We start from the raw sequence: 17236 nt of genomic DNA, 5'->3' as shown, positions 1-17236 counted from the left end.
CGTGTGCCTCTTCAGAGATTGCGCCGTCCGCGCTGAAGAGCACGGCTCATTTCAGCCGCGATCTGGCTTCGCGACTGCTGGAAGCCTGTGACATCGGGCGTCGTTACATTCATTGTCACATTGACTGAGCCGCCACCTCCGCCACGCACGCCGAGCTTGCCATCAGCACCTCGCGCGAGCGGCATGATCGCTTCAGGGCCAGCCTCGCCCATGAGGCCCATGCCACCGCGCATTGGAAACCGCGTTGGCTCGCCGACAACGCCGCCGCGCGCAAAAGCCGCCACACGCCCTGAGCTGAAAGCAGCTCCCTTATGAAACTGAAGCAATCCGCCCAAAATCGCCTCGAGCCCACCAGTCATCGAAGAACCGAGTGCATTCTGGATGGGGGCAACTGCCTTGTTCAGAACTGAGCCTGAAATGCTTGAACCGAGTGAGGCAAGCGCATCAGTGAGCCGCGCACCACCAAAGATCACATCGTCGAATGCACGCTTCACTGACGAGGTAACTGAACGAGACATGCCCGATGCCTCCTTGCCGGTGCTTTCGAAGCTCGACTGCAGACCCTGCAATTCCTTGCGAAAGGCCGCAGCAACTCCCCCGAGACCACCAAAAGTTTCTTCAAGGCCGGCAAACTGCTCCTCTAGAGCATCAAGGTCAGTTTCATGATCTTCCATGCTTACTCCGTACCGTCGTCATGAGCGATCGCGCTGTCGGGAAAGCGGGCAGCCAGATGGAGGAAGGCCGCGCGGGTCAGGGTCTGCCGAGTCTCACCAAGGCCGGCCATCAGCATCAATTCGACCGGAGTAAGAGACCAGAAAACATCAGGACGGAGCCCCAAGTCGGTCAGGCCCAGCCGCAGGAGCTGCGACCAAGCTATGCGGTTCATACAGAGAGGTCCTCTCCGGGCAGTGTAAATGTGATCTTGAGAAGCCGGGCCGCCGCCTGCGCGGCGGCGAGAGGTCCTCCGCCGATATGACACTTCAGGAGTTCGGCTTCGGTTATGCTCCAACCCGCTCCATTCAAGCCTGCCGTCAGCAGGCAAATAAGATCTCGCACCCGGAAGGCGCCTGTTTCGAACCTGGAAATCATGCTGAAAAGGGAGTCGCTCTCGAGCCTGCTCTCGAGTTCTGCCAGCGCCCCTAAAGTCAGGCGCATCTGCCGCATCTCGCCATTAACCTCGAGCTCAACTTCGCCGCGATAGGGATTGGCCATCAGATCGCCTCGAAGTTCAGGGCGCCTGCGGAGGCAAGCGAAAGCTCGTAGACCGCTTCGCCGTTGTAGTCGCCGGAGTACTCTATGCTTGTGATCTGAAATGGGCCCTCAACCGAACCAAAATCCGGGATAATAACTTGGAAGCGGGGAATCTCGCCGGCGAAGAATAGCGCTCTCACCCGTTCGTCAGTGGACTCGTCTCGAAAGATCCCGGATCCACTGATCGCCGCGCTACGCATGCCCGCCCCTGCAAGCAGCTCACGCCAGCGCCCCTCGCTCTCCAGATGTGTCACATCCACCGTCTCCGCATTGAAAGTGATGCGTGTTGCCCGAAGGCCTGCAACAGTCTGGAAGTCCCCCTCACCGGTCATGTCGAGTTTGATCAGAAGATCCTTGCCTCGTTGCGCCGTCATAGATCTTGTCCTTGCAAATCAATTTTTTGGGTCAGACGCCGTCAATTACGGCGCGGAAACGTAGCGTGATCAGCCGCTTCACTGGCGAGCGACCGCGCTCAGTCTTGGCCCGCAGCAAACGTAAGCTCACAATTCTATCCTCTCCAATGTCTAGGTGTGCATCGATAAGGGCTGAACAGATCGCTTCGGCGATACCCTTTGCTCCGGCAAAACCGTCGCGCGTCGAATGGATCGTGACATCGAATTCGTGGATACCGCCCTCGCTTGTCTTGCTCCCGAATGGCTTTACGACTTCATCGCCCAGCGTGACGAAGTAAGTCTTGCCATCCGTCATGCCCTGAAGCGGTGCGTCGTAAATCGCCGTTCCGACCCCGGCTGCGACTGCAGGGTCTGATGAGAGCTGGCGGTAAACTGCAGACTGCAACGCCGCGGAGAATACATAGCTCATGAGGTTCTTCCCTCTTCAGCCTGAATCTCGAGATACCGCGCCGACAACGATGCTTCCGTGACGCTGAGGATGTCGAACACGCGCTCCCCCTCACGAAACCGCTGTTCTGGGCGGGGACGCGAGGGAGCACCTGGCGGAGCTGCGCGGACAAGAATGCGATGCAGGATTCGTGATCGCGGCGCAAAACTTGCAAAGAACTCTGTTCCGCTCCGTGGTGTCACTTGGGCCCAAAGAAAACCAAGCACGACCCAGCTCACCACGAAACCGCCCGCTCCGTCAGGCATAGTTCGTCGCTCTTCGAGTGCAAGCTTTCTGGTAAGCGAGACGGCCGTTTTCACAATCCGCCCCCAACCCGCATTGCCCGATAAGACTCCATCAGCACCAGAACACCAAATGGCATGGTATCCCGCGCCGTGATGTCTTCGTTCCGGTGCTCATAGAAATGGGCCGCAAGCAGGAAGACAGCTTGTCGCAAATCAGCCGGGACGCTTTCCCAAGCCGTGCCGAAGCCAGCCGTGAACCGGATTTCGGCTTGGCCTGAGCGCGGAATGGGTGGGAGTGGCTGCCCTCCACCCCCGAGAAGGCGCGGTCGGCGCGCATCACGCACGAGATGCCAGGCTGTGGAGATGACCTGGGTCTCGCTCGCATCTGCAGCGATCATCAGGATCTCATCTACCGACTGCACCGGCCCGGTTGGAAGACCCTGACTGGTTTCGCTCTGCCAGCGCGTTACTGTCCAAGAGAACGATCGGGCAAGCAGGGCAAGACCGAGCCGGGCTTCGATCGCCGCCATGGCGGCCCTCAGATACAGCTCGAGGACGGCATCTTCTGATCCGTCGTCCGAAAAGCCTGATCCAAGCCGGAGGTGTTGACCAAATGCGCGCACCGGTATTGCGGCCGAAGGGGGCGCGCTCACTTCCGTCAAAATCATCCTGAGTCTCCTAAACCCGGGCATCAGCCCGATGCTATGCGCATCACCAGCAGGCGCTCGAGCGTTCGATCGCGGCTAGTGCGCACTCGGTTTGAAAGAAGGTAGAATCGCTCTGCATGTCCGCCGAAGAACACCGCGCGCGATTTCTGAAAGTCGTGACTTTGCTCGGAGACCGAAAGATCTCCAGGCCGGAACGTCGCATTGCGAATGTTCCAGCCCAGATCGTCAACGATGATCTCGAGGGGGGCAAGATAGCCCGCGCGCCAGTCAAGAACTACTTCCTGCAACGCATCCTGCGCCTTGAGGACATAAAATGTCATCGAGGAGACCTGTTTGTCGGAACGACAGGGAACACACCCCCGCGCCGCCCGAACGGAAAAGGAGCAGCGATGGAAAGCGCAGGGGTGTGTCTGGCCGTCACCCAATTGCGACGGCCGGTTGCGGAAACTGAGGCGGATGTAATTTCCGCTCAGCTCACCGCAAACTTCAGCAGCTTGATCGCGGCAAAATCACTGACATCACCACCGATGCGCTTGGTGGCATAGAAGAGAACGTGTGGCTTTGCCGAAAACGGATCGCGCAGAATCCGTAGATCCGGGCGCTCAGCTACAGTGTATCCAGCACGGAAATCACCAAAGGCGATCGCAAAGGAATCGTTCGCGATGTCGGGCATGTCCTCTGCGATCATCACTGGGTAGCCCATGAGACGTGCAGGCTCGGCTGCGGCCAGGCCGTCGGCCCAGAGAAAACGCCCATCGGCGTCCTTCATCTTCCGGACAGCACCTGCCGTCTTCGAGTTCATCACGAAATTCGCATTGGCCCGATACCGAGCGCCAAGCGCATAGACAAGATCGACAACAGCATCGGCCGGCTCGCTGGAGCTGAAATCGCCAACCGATCCGGTCGGGACATAGCCGAGAGATCCCCACGACCAGAGCTCGTTCGTGACCTGGGGATAGGCCAGAAAACCGGTTGGTTTGTCGTGACCATCACCCGCAATGAAGGCGTGAGCTTCGGCGCGGCTGAACTTGTCCGCAATTCGGCGCGCGAGCCATCCCTCGACGTCAAATGCACTGTCATCGAGCAGCCGCTGCGACGCACGCGGCAGGGCCGACAGCTCGTGCAGCGGGATCGAGATACGTTCGACCTGAGGCGTCTCGGTCTCAGAAGCAGGCTCATTCTCAGTCGCCCAGCCTGCGCCGACATCGCTATGATCGACCAGCACATCGAAGGCCGTTGCTTCAACCGTTACCACGTTGGCGATAGATCGAATTGACGATGCATCACGCAGTACCCCGATAATCTCATTCGCCGTTTGCGGATCAACCAGATATCCGCCATCCCCGGCAACGGCTGAGGATAAAGCCTTTTCTTCAACACTCAAACTGCGCAGCCCGTCATCATCTCCGCAGCGGAGGTAGGCAGAAAACGCCTTGCGGTGAGGCGTGGAGGAGTCGGCAGCACGTGCAAGCGGGGGACGCGACATCGCGATCGACTTACGGTCAAGCATGGCCAAACGAGTTTCCTGTTCCTTGAGTCTGGATTTGATCTCAGATTGAAAACTATTGAATTCACTGAGAAAGCCGGAGATGGCGCTCTTGAATTCAACGTGTGGGTTCTGCCCAAGCACGAAGGCCTCCGCCCGGGAGTTAATCTCAGGATTGGTCATCAGTAGAGTTCCTTGGTGACTGATGGTTTTGCTTGTCCCTTAGGCCAGCAATTCCCTGGCTTCGCGAAACGTCTCAGCCAAGGTCAGTGCCAGATTCTCTTCCATGTCGGAGACCTCCGCCTGCACCCGCGCTTGAGGAAGCATGGGAAATGTCACCAGGGACACCTCCCAGAGTTCGATTTCATGCAGCATGCGCTGGCCCGAAGCGGTCTTTTCGCTGCGCAGGGTTCGGTAGCCGATCGAAAGCCCGTCGATCGCGCCTGCCTTAAGAAGCGCATGGGCCTCTCGAGCCGCTTGGACCTCAAGAAGCAGCCGCCCCTTGACGAAAAGTCCACGGGCATCCTCTCGCACTTCATCCCATACTCCGATCGGCTGAGTCGGATCGTGCTGCCAGAGCATCTTCACTGCACGGCCGGATTTCTCCAGACGTCCAAGTGACGTCCCATATGCGCCCGACTGAACAATATCGCCGCCCTGATCCTGCGCACCGAAAACACTTGCGTATCCCGAGATGACAGCGCCCTCCTTGAGAGCCAAGTCGTCATCGAAATTTCGAAACTTCGTTTCAAGCACCGACCGATAACCCGGTAGGAACATCATTTTCGCACCTCGAATTCATTGCTTTCGATCCGCATGACCTTCGGTGGAAGCCCCGACACCTCGATGCTCCATGACATGCTCAGGATGTAAGTTCCTGGAAGCAGTCCGGGACAATTCGGGTTCGGAGGAATATTCATCCACCAGTTCAGGTCAGTCTCCGCAGGGAGGACAGCCGACGGCCGGTAGTCATTTCGTCCCTCCCGGGCACAGAACACGGCAAAATCAGCCCCATTCCTGCGACGTAGCGTCACGATCCAGCTCGCTGTGAAGGGTCGGCGAATCTCTCTCACAACATGAACGACCGGGCTGTCGCCGACGACAGCATCCTCGATGTCGACGGAGTGGACATGAAACCACCGGTCGCCCGACATTGCCCGAAGTACGACGCTCGACGCGCTGGGATAGAGTAGCCACGCGGTCGCGGTCCCGAGCAGGATACCGAAGAGGGCGAAATGCCACCTCTTCATTTCTGTATCCCTGCTACGATCTCGATCATCACGCCCTTGAAGGCCATCCAGCCCGCCGCCACGATCGCGGCCCAGCTGGCCACCGTCTTGATTGAAGTGAACAGCCAAAGTCGTCGCCTCCGTTCCTCGATAAGGAGGTCGATCGCCGCCATTTTTTCCCGAACCTGCTCTGGCGAGCCCATTGAACGGATGATTTCGATATACTCGCGCAATTCCTTGTCCGTGCTCGAATCGAATGGTTCGTACAGGTAGCGTGAGCCGCCACCCCGCGGCACGTTCCCCGTCATCAGTCATCCCTGAGCTTCGGCAGGCCCAGCATGTGGCGCTTTTCGGCATCGCTGAGGAAGTCAGCGTCGGAGATGCGTCGCCACAGGGTCTCCCGCTCCTCGTTGAGCGCTGGCACATTGTCGAAATCGACCTTGATCTGGAATCCAGCGCGGTAGAATTGCGGGAGCCAAGCGGAAATTGAGGCCATCGCCTTGGAAACGAGCGGCAATACGCTCAGCCGGTAAAATGCTCGATGGGCTTCCTGATAATTGGCGTAGGTGTTGTCGCCCGGCAAGCCCAAGAGCATTGGCGGAACCCCAAATGCGAGCGCGATATCCCGTGCGGCCGCAGCCTTGGTGTTGTGAAATTCCATATCCGACGGGGAGAAGCCCATCTGCTTCCAATCGAGACCGCCTTCGAGAAGCATAGGCCGTCCAGCATTCCGGGCACCTTGATGATATGTCTCGAGCTCATCGAGCAGGCGAGCGTACTGATCCGCTGCGAGCGCGCCTTGACCGTCTGCCCCCCTGTAGACGATCGCGCCGGAGGGACGCGCGGCATTATCGAGGAGCGCTTTCGACCAGGTACTTGCCGAGTTGTGCACATCAATCGCACTTGCCGCGGCCTGAAGCGGCGATAAACCGTAATGATCATCCTGTGGATGGAAGCTCTTGACGTGCAGTATGGGGGGACACTCCTGCCGCATATCAAAGGTATGCTTGTTCGCTCCAAGCACATATTCATAAGCTACAGGCCATCCGTCATCGCCTGGAATAACCCGCATCCTGTCAGAGCGAAGCGCATAAAGTTCTCGTGGACCGCCCGAGCTATCCTCACCTGCGGCTTCCAAGAAGGCATCCCCGGAAAGGAGAAGGTAGCCGTAGAAGCTCTCAAGAAGTGCAGGGCCGGCTTGACCGGGATTGGGTGCTGCCAGAAGCGAGAGGACAGGATGCTGATCGTATCGACTCTTCTCGTCCTGCACGACAATCGGCACCGCGGCAGCCGCCTCTGAAATCAGCTTTACGCAGCGGAACGTAACCGGATTCTTCAGAAAACCGATCCGCGTTAGCGTTACGGAGTCTCGCGACGACCATGCAGCCCGACCCGCGCCATGGAATGCCACGACTTGCGCAGCTGCGGAAGCCTTGGCCTCGTTCGTCTCTGATTTGGGCGTGCGAAAGAACTGCAAGACCATGGGTTGCTTGCTCCTGAGTTACGAGGTTGGCTCGCTCGGCGCCTTTGGATCGTGGGAAGCAGATCTAGCTACAGCCTAACGCCGCTCACCCCATGTCGTTGGGCGACGGCACCTTCGTGACTGCAACTTTCCAAGATCTGCGTCAAAGGCCCCGAACGCGCGGCGCACGATACGTCGCCGCCGGGTCGATCATCAGATCCGTAATCGCCCAGACAAGCGCATCCACACGATCGGGGCTACCGGACCCGATGAACCCATTGGGAGTCATCTGCGTCATCTGGTCCTCTAATAATTTGAAGAGCTTCCGATGCCGAACCCGGCCTTGCTCATAAAGCGCCGCAACAGGTTCTGCTCTAGCACTCTTCCCGCGATGGGCACGCACCGCGCGGAACGGGATCAAGGGATCGATCTGCCGGATAACTGCAGCAACAAGATCACCCCCCTGGTTGACCTCTGCCACCAAGCGATCAGCATGATACCTGCGAAAGAGTGAAACGGCACGCTCCGCCCATGCCTTGGGAGATGCGCTGCTGACACTTCCATCTTCAATAATCTCGGCCGCCCAATCGGATGGCGAACCAGATTGAGATACACCTGCTACGACAATGCCGCAGTCATCCGAGTACTTGCCACTGGTCACCGGTGGATCAACTGCAACAACGATACGCCCGACGCTCACCGGAGGGAGCTTCCTTGATTGCTCAAGCATGCTCCACGTCCAGAGCGCACCATCAAAGTCTGCAAGAATCTCACCGTCGAGCTCCTGGCGTCCGAGGCGGCTCTGACCATACTTTTGTGTAACGCCTTCAATGAAACTCTGCGCGAGGTGCATCCGGTTGGCGGACGTCGGAGCACGGGTAACGACCGCGCACCTCTCCCGAAGCAATCGTCGTAGGAGAGCGTTATTCCGTGGCGTCGTCGTCACGATCTGACGCGGCCGGGCACCAAGCCTTAGTCCGAACTGGAGCATATCCCAAGCATCTTCCGCCTTCTTCCACTTCGCAAGCTCATCGCTCCACGCGCAGTCAAATTGCGGCCCACGTAATGCTTCCGGGTCACTTGCCGAAAATATTTGAGCCGTTGCGCCGTTAGGCCACAGAAGCCGGCGGCGCGTTGCCTGCCATTCCGGCCTGCGATCCGGGGGCGTGCATCGCATAAGCCCCGAGTCCCCGAAGACCATCACTTCACGCGCTTGATCCAAAGTTTCAGCGACAAGTGCGACCCGGGAACACGCTCCCGGATCACTTGGCCGCGCACCCTCTACCTGAGAGCGGATCCATTCCGATCCGGCGCGGGTCTTGCCCGCACCGCGCCCTCCAAGAACGATCCATGTCGTCCAGTCGCTCTCGGGCGGTCTTTGGTGACCCGCCAGCGCCCAATGCTCAAAGAGCCATGGAAGAGCAAGAACGGCATTGGGGCTCAATGTGTCGAGAAGCGCGTCAGCTTCCTCGGCTGGCAAGCCAGACAGAAAGTCTCGAAGCGATCTCGGTTCGGGCGGCGTCGAGATCGAGTTCTCGGATCGCTCCGTCCGTGCCGGTTCGTTGTTGTTTTGCAAGATTTCCCTCGAGATCAAGTACAGTCTGAAGCGCCTTGTGATGCGCCCGGACTGCGTCCAGCGATTTGCTGCAATCAAGATCCTGTAAGGCGTTTTCCTTCAGGAGCTTTAGCCTGTCCCGAAGGGCAATAGAGAGATCGCGGTAGAGTTCGATTGTTCGCGAAAGCCTGTCTGCTTCCGCTGGTCCATTCTGTGCTGAAATTGTCATTCTGCAAATTGCCCCGGCTGCTCCGCCCGGGCAGAAACGAAAAAGGCAGAGCGCGCCTAAGCACCTCTGCCATTCACTTCTTCCAGCTTGGAAGGATATATACCTTAGAGCGTTCGCCCTGTCAATCACTAAATCCAAGGTTGTGAATATTTGCCCTGCGCCGCATGATCAGCCGGATCTGACGGCAAATGCCAAGAGCCAAGAAACTCACTGTCCCCCCGTGCCGGCCTCCTCGGCAGCACGTGCACGCTCCGCTTCGATCTGGCGCCACTTCACCACATTTGCATTGTGCTCCGCCAACGTGCGGGAAAATACATGCCCTCCGGTACCATCCGCGACAAAATACAGGTTGTCAGTCTGCGCGGGATGAGCCGTCGCCATGATCGCATCTCGCCCGGGGTTGGCGATGGGCGTTGGAGGCAATCCGAGAATGACATAGGTGTTGAACTCGGTCCGCGCCACGAGCTCGCTGCGCCGAAGCCCGCGGCCTAAGGCACCCTGTCCTTTGGTAATGCCATAAATGACCGTCGGGTCGGTCTGAAGCCGCATCCCACGCTCGAGCCTGTTGATAAAGACGCTTGCTACCAGATCGCGCTCCGCGGCAACACCTGTCTCCTTCTCGACGATGGAGGCAAGAGTAAGTAGTTCTTCAGGCGTCTTCAGTGGCAAGCCTTCATCTCGTCCGGCCCAAGCCTGAGAGAGGATCTCGGACTGGCGTGTCTGCATCCGCTCGATGATCCCTTGGCGACTATCGCCCTTCTGAAAATCATAGCCTGCGGGCGCAAGAGATCCCTCGGTGGGAATGGTCGTGATCTCGCCGCTCAGCTCTTCGCGCGCCCGCAGCATCTCGACGACCTGCCAACTTGTCCAGCCTTCCGGCACCACAATCTGCCGGATGACGTTGCCTCCAGCGTTGAGAAGCGCCAAGACTTCTTCCATCGAAGTCCTTGGCTCAAACTCGTATTCACCGTACTTCAGGCCGCGGTCCTGCTTGGTATAGCGAGCAGCAATCCTGAAAATTGTTGGATGCGCGATAATGCCATCTTGTTCTAGGCGATCAGTAACCCGCGTGAGCGTATCGCCCTGCTCAACCTCGAACCTCATCGGCTCTGTCAACGGGCCAGGGCGCCGGTACTGCGACTGAGCCCACGTAATCAGGCCGAAGACAAGAACGAGCGCGACGGCTATCAGAGTCAGAGCGTTGGCAGCGACATGCCGCATCATTGCAATAAATCAATCCACGCGGCGCAGGACCAGTGACGCATTCGTCCCTCCGAAACCGAAGGAATTCGAAAGCGCAACATCGATCCGGCGCCTCACTGCAGCATTGGGAGCGAGATCGATCGCAGTCTCGACCGAAGGATTCTCGAGGTTCAAGGTCGGCGGTGCGATCTGATCCCGCAGCGCAAGCGTACAGAAGATTGCCTCAACCGCCCCTGCCGCACCGAGAAGATGTCCGATCGACGACTTCGTGGACGACATTGTCACCTTGCCCGCGGCATCGCCAAGCAAGCGCGTCACTGCACCAAGCTCGATCTCATCCCCAAGGGGCGTCGAGGTGCCATGCGCATTCACATAATCGATCTCGTCTGCCGTAATTCCGGCGTCACGCAAGGCTGCGCTCATCGCCCGGAATCCCCCATCGCCATCCGGAGCAGGCGAGGTGATATGATAGGCGTCACCGGAAAGCCCATAGCCCAGAACTTCCGCGTAGATCTTTGCACCACGCGCCTTCGCATGTTCATATTCTTCGAGAACGAGAGCCCCGGCTCCCTCTCCCATCACGAAACCGTCACGCGCCTTGTCATAGGGGCGGCTTGCCTGTCTCGGCGTCTCGCTGAATCCCGTCGAGAGCGCCTTGCACGCCGCAAATCCGGCAATCCCCAACTCACAGATTGCTGCTTCTGCGCCACCGGCGATCATCACATCAGCATCGCCATGACGGATCAGACGTGCGCCGTCTCCGATGGCGTGCGCCCCGGTCGAACATGCGGTAACAACAGAGTGGTTGGGTCCCTTGAACCCGTAGCGGATCGATACCTGCCCGGAGCAGAGATTGATAAGACTTCCGGGAATGAAGAACGGCGAAACCCGGCGCGGCCCCTTTTCTTTCAGGATCAGCGTTGTCTCGGCAATCGTCGTCAGCCCTCCGATGCCGGAGCCGATGATGACGCCAGTGCGCTCGCGATCGTCTTCGTCCTCGGGCATCCAATCCGCATCCCGCACGGCCTGCTCCGCAGCGGCGAGCGCGTAAAGGATGAAGGGGTCGATCTTGCGCTGATCCTTCGGAGCAACCCAGTCGTCCGGGTTGAAGGTTCCGTTCGATCCGTCACCGTAAGGCACTTCGCAAGCGATGTCACAGGCAAGATGACTAGCATCGAACTTGCTGATCTTGCCTGCGCCGGATTCTCCAGCCAGCAGCCGCGACCAGGTTTCCTCTACGCCGCAGGCGAGCGGGGAGACCATGCCAAGTCCAGTGATTACAACGCGCCGCATCTGAATTCCGTGAGCCGTCTTTGAGGTCTAGACCGTGTAGCCTGAAAGGCTCGGTGCAGACAAGCCTCCTAGGCTGCCCTTTACGTCAACAGACACCCAGCCGCCTTGGCATACAAAAAAACGGCGCCGCAAATGGGCGCCGATTATCGTAACGTTCCGATCGGAAGATCAGGATGCGGAGTTTTCCGTGATGAACTTCACTGCATCACCATAGGTCTGGATCGTCTCGGCGGCGTCGTCCGGGATCTCAATGCCGAACTCTTCTTCGAACGCCATCACCAGCTCGACGGTATCGAGGCTGTCCGCGCCAAGGTCGTCTATGAACGAAGCGCTCTCCGTGACCTTGTCCTCGTCAACGCTCAGATGGTCCACCACGATCTTCTTCACGCGTTCTGCGATATCGCTCATGTTTCGTCTTCCTCTTCTGCCTGGTCTCAGGCCAAGCTACCCAGCTGTTCTGCACCTCGGCGCCCTTGGGGGCCGCCGTCAAGTCCGTATTTATTATTGTTGTGCCGCTGCCCCCCGACACGGCAAGAACCGCCCGGAACAACTCGCGCGGCCTATATCACAACCGCAGCCGCTGGCAAATGCTAATGCGCAGGGCATTTCGTGGAGCAAACGGCACTCAGATCATTGCCATACCACCATTTACGTGCAGCGTCTGGCCCGTCACATAGGCGGCTTCCTGTGATGCCAAGTAGATCACTGCCGCAGCGATTTCCTCTGGCGTTCCGATCCGGCCAGCGGGAATTCCGCCTGAAACCTTGGATTTCTGCTCATCTGTCAGCACATCCGTCATTGCCGTTCCAATGAAACCCGGCGCGACGCAGTTCACGGTAATCCCGCGTCCGGCAACCTCGGCGGCTATAGACTTGGACATTCCGATCATACCAGCCTTGCTCGCCGCATAGTTGGCCTGACCAGCATTACCTGTGACCCCGACGACAGAAGTGATGTTGATGATCCGGCCCCAGCGCGCCTTCATCATGCCGCGCATCACTGCACGGGACAGCCGCATGGCGCTCGTCAGATTGACCGCGAGAACCGTATCCCAATCCGCGTCTGACATGCGCATGAAAAGCTGATCGCGTGTCATTCCGGCATTGTTGACAAGGATATCGAGCCCGCCCATCGCCTTCTCGGCATCCTTTGGAAGCGCCGCGACGGCATCCGCATCACCTAGGTTGCAGGGAAGAACGAATGCACCGTCGCCGAGCTCCGCCGCAAGTGCCTCCAATGGCTCGACCCGGGTGCCGGAAAGAGTCACTTTCGCCCCTTGAGCATGAAGCGCCTTGGCAATCGCGCCGCCAATACCGCCTGAAGCGCCGGTCACCAACGCGCACTTGCCTGAAAGATCAAACATGCGCTTCTCCTATTCTTTCGGCGAGCGTCTTTGCATCCGCTGCCGTATTTATCGCCACAACATCAACACTTTTGGCAATCCGCCGGATCATGCCAGATAGAGCCTTGCCCGCACCCACCTCGATCATTTGTGTCACACCCTGCTCGGCCATCCAGGCAACACTCTCCCGCCACCGGACACGGCCCGTCACCTGTGCAACGAGCAGATTTCGGATTTCCTCGGGGTCCGAAACGGCCTCGGCCTTGACATTCGCAACTAGCGGAACCGCGGGGGCATTGATCTGAACGCCCTTCAGCGCCTCCGCCATGGCTTCGGCCGCCGGCTGCATCAGCGCGCAATGGAAAGGCGCGCTGACTGGCAGCAGCATCGCGCGCTTTGCCCCCCGCGCCTTGGCCAACGCCGCAGCACGTTCGACCGCAGCCTTGTGCCCGGAGATCACGACCTGTGCCGGATCATTGTCATTCGCCGCCTCGCAGACCTCGCCTTCTGCAGCATCCTGCGCAATAGCGGTTACCGCATCGAAGTCGAGCCCCAGAACAGCGGCCATCGCGCCTTCACCTACTGGCACCGCGTCCTGCATTGCGCGCCCACGCAGGCGCAACATCCGCGCCGTGTCGGAAAGCCCCATCGCCCCTGCCGCACATAGCGCGGAATACTCGCCAAGAGAGTGCCCAGCTACGAATGCCGCATCCATTGCGCTCACACCTTCGGCTTCAAGCGCCCGAACCGCTGCAATTGACGTTGCCATCAAAGCAGGCTGAGCGTTCTGCGTAAGTGTGAGTTCCGCGATCTCACCTTCCCAGATCAACGCCGAAAGCCTCTCACCTAGCGCCTCATCCACCTCATCGAACACGGCACGCGCAGAGGGATAAGCCTCTGCAAGATCGCGTCCCATTCCGATCACCTGGGCACCCTGCCCGGGAAACACGTACGCTCGTTTCATCCCGTTTGTCCCTTTTCGTGGTGGCGACCTGACTAGCCGCACCCGGCAGCCGCCGTCCAGCCCCTTGCCCACCCGGATGCAGGCGCGAGGGTAACTTCCTCTCCGCCTCATAGAGTTTCAGCCAGAGCAAAATGGATCTTCAGGATAACCGACATCGACGAGACAGAGCCCATCCGGGGGACAGACGGGCCCACATGCCGCCCGCTCACGCGCGGCAAGCGCCTCGCTCACACGGCTTGGATCCCAGGCGCCTGCGCCGACACGCTCAAGCGTGCCGACGATGCTGCGAACCTGGTTATGCAGGAAGGAGCGAGCCTTGAGCCGGAACAGAAACTCTCGCCCCGATGGATAGGGAGCCTCCTGGATCTCAAGGATATCGAGCGTCCGCACGGGGCTATCTGCCTGGCACATCGCTGAACGGAAGGTCGTGAAGTCATGCCGCCCGATCAGATGTGCCGCCGCCTTGCGCATGGATTCGAGATCGAGTGGCCGGTTGACCCGCCATGCAAATCCCGCATCCCGCACGAGCGGCGCCCTCCGCGTCACCAGGCGAAAGAGATATTCCCGCGATATCGCCGAAAATCTGGCATGAAAATCGACGGAAACCAGCGCCGCGTCCACGACAGCGACTGGCGCAGGCCGGAGATGCGCGTTGAGGGCATCTCGCAACCGGAGCGGATCCCAGTCCCGATCAAGGTCGACATGAGCGACCTGCCCGAGGGCATGAACGCCCGCATCCGTCCGCCCTGCGGCACCGACTGCAGGAGCGGCGGGCTCGATGCGCGCGATGGCGGACTCAAGCGCACCCTGCACGCTTGGGTGCTCTGCCTGCCGCTGCCAGCCGGAGAACGGCCGGCCATCATACTCGATCTTCAGGGCATATCTCTGCATGCCCCGCCCCTACCCTTCCCACTCTCGCTTGCCAAGCCGCCATTGCGGCGAAGCCGGAGAGGCATTACCTCACTAAGTCGAAGCGCATGGGAGGCCCGGATTGATCCTGAACCGCATCACGCGAAGCGTCACCCGCGGGATCGAGGAGACGATCGAAGGCATCGGCGAGTCACTCTTCGATCCTGTTGTCCGGATCGGTGTCACCGGCCTCAGCCGCGCAGGCAAGACCGTCTTCATTACATCGCTTGTTGCCAACCTGCTTGATCGCGGTCGCATGCCGCAGCTTCGCGCAGCAGCGGAAGGGCGCATCCTTTCGGCGTGGCTGCAGCCACACCCAGATCACACCGTTCCCAGGTTCGCGTTCGAAGATCACATGGCCGCCCTTACGGCGCCAGAGCCTCACTGGCCCGAAAGCACGCGCTCGATCTCCACACTGCGCCTGTCCCTCCGTCTGCGCCCTTCGGGGCTCCTCACCAGTCTGGGCGGCCAGCGTACCATCCACCTCGACATCATCGACTATCCCGGGGAGTGGCTACTCGATCTGCCGCTCATGAGCCAAAGCTATGCGTCATGGTCTGCGCGCACGCTCGAGATGGCGGGGAGCCCAGGGCGTTCCGACCATGCAGCGGCCTTTCTCGCCCGCCTCAAGGACTGCGATCCTGCCGCCGCGCTCAATGAAGCAACTGCAACCGGCCTTGCGGAGAGCTTCACGGCCTACTTGGCGGCTTCGCGCGCCGCCGGCCTCTCATCTGTAGCTCCCGGACGCTTCCTCATGCCCGGCGATCTCGAAGGCACACCCGCGCTCACCTTCGCGCCGCTTCCTCAGCCCGCGGCCAAGCGTGGCGGATCGCTCTGGAACACCTTCGAGAAGCGGTTCGAATCCTACAAGCGCGTTGTCGTGGCCCCCTTCTTCCGTAACCACTTTGCACGCTTTGACCGGCAGGTTGTTCTCATCGATGCCCTTGGCGCCATCAGTGACGGTCCCCGCGCTCTTGAAGATCTGCGTACGGCGATGGCCGAGATTCTCACCTGCTTCCGGCCCGGCAAGAACTCCTGGCTTGCCCCCATCCTCGGGCGGCGTGTCGACCGCATCCTCTTTGCCGCCACGAAGGCGGACCATCTGCATCACAGCCAACACGCCCGGCTCGCCGCAATCGCGGAGGCGCTCGTCAAGGATGCCCGCGACCGCGCAAATTTCCGAGGCGCAAAGACCGGCGCAATGGCCATCGCCAGCCTCCGCGCAACGGTCGAGCAGACGGTAGAGCATCGGGGGCGCACCGTGGACGTAGTTCGCGGACGCCTTCTCGATACCGGTGAAGACGCCGCACTCTTCCCCGGCACATTGCCCGAAAATCCGGCGCATGTTCTTTCTCCGGCTCGTCACGGAGCCGAGGAGTGGCAAGGCACGGCTTATAATGTGACGCGATTCGCTCCGCCGAAGCTCGATCTGCACCCGGGCGAGGCGCCACCTCACATCCGGCTCGACCGTGCCGCTGAATTTCTCATCGGAGACCGTCTGGCATGACCCGCCCCGAGACAGATCCCGTCGGCGAGACCGGCCCCTTCATACTCCGCTCCTCCGACCTCCCAACCCCGGAAGCCTCAAGCCCCGCGGAAGCCCCACCCCCACCAGACGACGACGTTCCGCCGGAAGGCACCGCAATGCTCAAGGTTACCAGGCTTGCTGGTCGCCGAAGAACTGGGTGGGGAGCATGGTTCTGGTCTCTGCTTTCCGGCTTCCTGAGCCTGGTCATCTCGGTTGCAGCATATGACTACATCACCGGCCTCATGGACCGCTTTCCTGCCATAGGCACGGCTGCGCTGGTCATTCTCTGCCTGCTTCTCCTTGTCGTCTTCATTCAGGTTGCACGTGAGATCTGGGCTTTTCGGCGCCTTGCTCGAATCGACACCTTCCGCAGAGACGCGGCAAGCGCGCTGAGCTCTGCCGACCATAAGGCAGCAGTCGATCTCTCCAGAAGGCTGGAGGGTTTTTACGCGGGCCGGACCGATGTCGCATGGGGAGCTCAGGAGCTTGAAGCCAAGCGTTCCGATCTGCTCGACGCCGATGCCGTCATTGCGCTCACCGAACGCACGCTCTTCGAGCCACTGGATCGCGAAACGCGCCGCGAAATCGAGGCCGCCGCGCGCACCGTTGCCGGCGTCACTGCGCTCGTTCCCCTCGCGTTTGCGGATGTACTCTCCGCTCTCTCGATGAACGTGCGCATGATTCGCCGAATTGCCGAAATCTACGGCGCCCATGCCGGACTCTTCGGGTCATGGCGTCTGCTCCGGGCGGTTGCCACTCACCTGCTTGCGACCGGCGCTGTCGCAGTCGGTGATGATCTGATCTCCTCGGTCGCAGGCGGCAGCGCGCTTACCCGAATATCGCGGCGCTTCGGCGAGGGCATGATCAACGGAGCCCTGACCGCGCGGGTCGGCATAGCGGCAATGGAGGTCTGCAGGCCGCTGCCATTCTCGTCTCTGAGAAGACCTTCAGTCACCAACATTGTCAGACGCTCACTCACCGGCCTCTTTCCGGAAAGGGCCAGCTGATCTGCCGTCGAAAGCCGCGATGGAG

Annotated in this window: 23 protein-coding genes; 2 read left to right on the top strand and 21 right to left on the bottom strand. The window is 59.9% G+C overall.

Annotation, left to right across the window (positions count from 1 at the left end; genetic code table 11):
* Nucleotides 1-11: 11 nt before the first annotated feature.
* From ACF66B_RS13905 to truA, 21 genes are all read right to left on the bottom strand, one after another.
* Complete coding sequence (locus tag ACF66B_RS13905) at nucleotides 12-674, bottom strand: phage tail tape measure protein (protein ID WP_111429103.1); 663 nt, start codon at nucleotides 672-674, stop codon at nucleotides 12-14.
* A 2-nt stretch (nucleotides 675-676) separates the two neighbouring features.
* Nucleotides 677-886, bottom strand: coding sequence for a phage tail assembly chaperone (locus tag ACF66B_RS13900; RefSeq protein WP_111429104.1), 210 nt, complete (start codon nucleotides 884-886; stop codon nucleotides 677-679).
* Nucleotides 883-1212, bottom strand: a complete 330-nt coding sequence (locus ACF66B_RS13895) for a gene transfer agent family protein (protein ID WP_111429105.1) — start codon at nucleotides 1210-1212, stop codon at nucleotides 883-885. Before ACF66B_RS13895 ends, ACF66B_RS13900 begins: the two co-directional genes overlap by 4 nt.
* Nucleotides 1212-1625, bottom strand: a complete 414-nt coding sequence (locus ACF66B_RS13890) for a phage major tail protein, TP901-1 family (protein WP_111429106.1) — start codon at nucleotides 1623-1625, stop codon at nucleotides 1212-1214. The genes ACF66B_RS13895 and ACF66B_RS13890 overlap by 1 nt, the downstream gene beginning before the upstream one ends.
* A gap of 31 nt (nucleotides 1626-1656) precedes the next feature.
* Nucleotides 1657-2073: a DUF3168 domain-containing protein gene (locus tag ACF66B_RS13885; protein ID WP_111429107.1), complete on the bottom strand. Its 417-nt coding sequence runs from the start codon at nucleotides 2071-2073 to the stop codon at nucleotides 1657-1659.
* Entirely contained in the window at nucleotides 2070-2411 is a 342-nt protein-coding gene (locus tag ACF66B_RS13880; protein WP_111429108.1) for a head-tail adaptor protein, read from the bottom strand. Before ACF66B_RS13880 ends, ACF66B_RS13885 begins: the two co-directional genes overlap by 4 nt.
* On the bottom strand, nucleotides 2408-3004 hold the full coding sequence (locus ACF66B_RS13875) for a head-tail connector protein (protein ID WP_111429109.1): 597 nt from the start codon (nucleotides 3002-3004) through the stop codon (nucleotides 2408-2410). The genes ACF66B_RS13880 and ACF66B_RS13875 overlap by 4 nt, the downstream gene beginning before the upstream one ends.
* 23 nt (nucleotides 3005-3027) lie before the next feature.
* Complete coding sequence (locus ACF66B_RS13870) at nucleotides 3028-3324, bottom strand: hypothetical protein (RefSeq protein ID WP_111429110.1); 297 nt, start codon at nucleotides 3322-3324, stop codon at nucleotides 3028-3030.
* A gap of 149 nt (nucleotides 3325-3473) precedes the next feature.
* Nucleotides 3474-4673 (bottom strand): phage major capsid protein, encoded by a 1200-nt coding sequence (locus ACF66B_RS13865; protein WP_111429111.1) that lies wholly within the window; start codon nucleotides 4671-4673, stop codon nucleotides 3474-3476.
* Nucleotides 4674-4712: 39 nt separating this feature from the next.
* The gene (locus ACF66B_RS13860) at nucleotides 4713-5273 is read right to left on the bottom strand and encodes an HK97 family phage prohead protease (RefSeq protein ID WP_392662968.1); all 561 of its coding nucleotides are present in this window, start codon (nucleotides 5271-5273) and stop codon (nucleotides 4713-4715) included.
* Nucleotides 5270-5740: a hypothetical protein gene (locus tag ACF66B_RS13855; RefSeq protein WP_111429113.1), complete on the bottom strand. Its 471-nt coding sequence runs from the start codon at nucleotides 5738-5740 to the stop codon at nucleotides 5270-5272. Before ACF66B_RS13855 ends, ACF66B_RS13860 begins: the two co-directional genes overlap by 4 nt.
* Nucleotides 5737-6027: a hypothetical protein gene (locus ACF66B_RS13850; RefSeq protein WP_111429114.1), complete on the bottom strand. Its 291-nt coding sequence runs from the start codon at nucleotides 6025-6027 to the stop codon at nucleotides 5737-5739. Before ACF66B_RS13850 ends, ACF66B_RS13855 begins: the two co-directional genes overlap by 4 nt.
* Nucleotides 6027-7202 (bottom strand): phage portal protein, encoded by a 1176-nt coding sequence (locus ACF66B_RS13845; protein ID WP_111429115.1) that lies wholly within the window; start codon nucleotides 7200-7202, stop codon nucleotides 6027-6029. The genes ACF66B_RS13850 and ACF66B_RS13845 overlap by 1 nt, the downstream gene beginning before the upstream one ends.
* Nucleotides 7203-7344: 142 nt before the next feature.
* On the bottom strand, nucleotides 7345-8670 hold the full coding sequence (locus ACF66B_RS13840) for a DNA-packaging protein (protein WP_392664867.1): 1326 nt from the start codon (nucleotides 8668-8670) through the stop codon (nucleotides 7345-7347).
* Nucleotides 8642-8965: a hypothetical protein gene (locus tag ACF66B_RS13835; RefSeq protein ID WP_162683190.1), complete on the bottom strand. Its 324-nt coding sequence runs from the start codon at nucleotides 8963-8965 to the stop codon at nucleotides 8642-8644. Before ACF66B_RS13835 ends, ACF66B_RS13840 begins: the two co-directional genes overlap by 29 nt.
* 207 nt (nucleotides 8966-9172) lie before the next feature.
* Complete coding sequence (gene mltG / locus ACF66B_RS13830; RefSeq protein ID WP_111429116.1) at nucleotides 9173-10189, bottom strand: endolytic transglycosylase MltG; 1017 nt, start codon at nucleotides 10187-10189, stop codon at nucleotides 9173-9175.
* Between the two features lie 9 nt (nucleotides 10190-10198).
* The gene (fabF, locus tag ACF66B_RS13825) at nucleotides 10199-11461 is read right to left on the bottom strand and encodes a beta-ketoacyl-ACP synthase II (protein ID WP_111429117.1); all 1263 of its coding nucleotides are present in this window, start codon (nucleotides 11459-11461) and stop codon (nucleotides 10199-10201) included.
* Between the two features lie 168 nt (nucleotides 11462-11629).
* Complete coding sequence (locus ACF66B_RS13820) at nucleotides 11630-11869, bottom strand: acyl carrier protein (RefSeq protein WP_111429118.1); 240 nt, start codon at nucleotides 11867-11869, stop codon at nucleotides 11630-11632.
* Nucleotides 11870-12086: 217 nt separating this feature from the next.
* The gene (fabG, locus tag ACF66B_RS13815) at nucleotides 12087-12824 is read right to left on the bottom strand and encodes a 3-oxoacyl-[acyl-carrier-protein] reductase (RefSeq protein WP_111429119.1); all 738 of its coding nucleotides are present in this window, start codon (nucleotides 12822-12824) and stop codon (nucleotides 12087-12089) included.
* The gene (gene fabD / locus ACF66B_RS13810) at nucleotides 12817-13767 is read right to left on the bottom strand and encodes an ACP S-malonyltransferase (RefSeq protein WP_111429120.1); all 951 of its coding nucleotides are present in this window, start codon (nucleotides 13765-13767) and stop codon (nucleotides 12817-12819) included. The genes fabG and fabD overlap by 8 nt, the downstream gene beginning before the upstream one ends.
* A gap of 117 nt (nucleotides 13768-13884) precedes the next feature.
* Complete coding sequence (gene truA, locus ACF66B_RS13805; RefSeq protein ID WP_111429121.1) at nucleotides 13885-14658, bottom strand: tRNA pseudouridine(38-40) synthase TruA; 774 nt, start codon at nucleotides 14656-14658, stop codon at nucleotides 13885-13887.
* Between the two features lie 100 nt (nucleotides 14659-14758).
* Between truA and ACF66B_RS13800 the strand changes: the two genes are divergently transcribed.
* Together ACF66B_RS13800 and ACF66B_RS13795 are read left to right on the top strand one after the other, a co-directional pair.
* On the top strand, nucleotides 14759-16183 hold the full coding sequence (locus ACF66B_RS13800; RefSeq protein WP_111429122.1) for a YcjX family protein: 1425 nt from the start codon (nucleotides 14759-14761) through the stop codon (nucleotides 16181-16183).
* A complete protein-coding gene (locus tag ACF66B_RS13795) occupies nucleotides 16180-17211 on the top strand; it encodes a TIGR01620 family protein (protein ID WP_111429123.1) in 1032 nt (343 codons plus the stop codon). Before ACF66B_RS13800 ends, ACF66B_RS13795 begins: the two co-directional genes overlap by 4 nt.
* Nucleotides 17212-17236: the final 25 nt, after the last annotated feature.

The organism is Amaricoccus sp. B4 (genome assembly GCF_043226085.1).
Classification (GTDB): Bacteria; Pseudomonadota; Alphaproteobacteria; order Rhodobacterales; family Rhodobacteraceae; genus Amaricoccus.
This window is presented reverse-complemented; position numbering and strand designations above follow the sequence as displayed.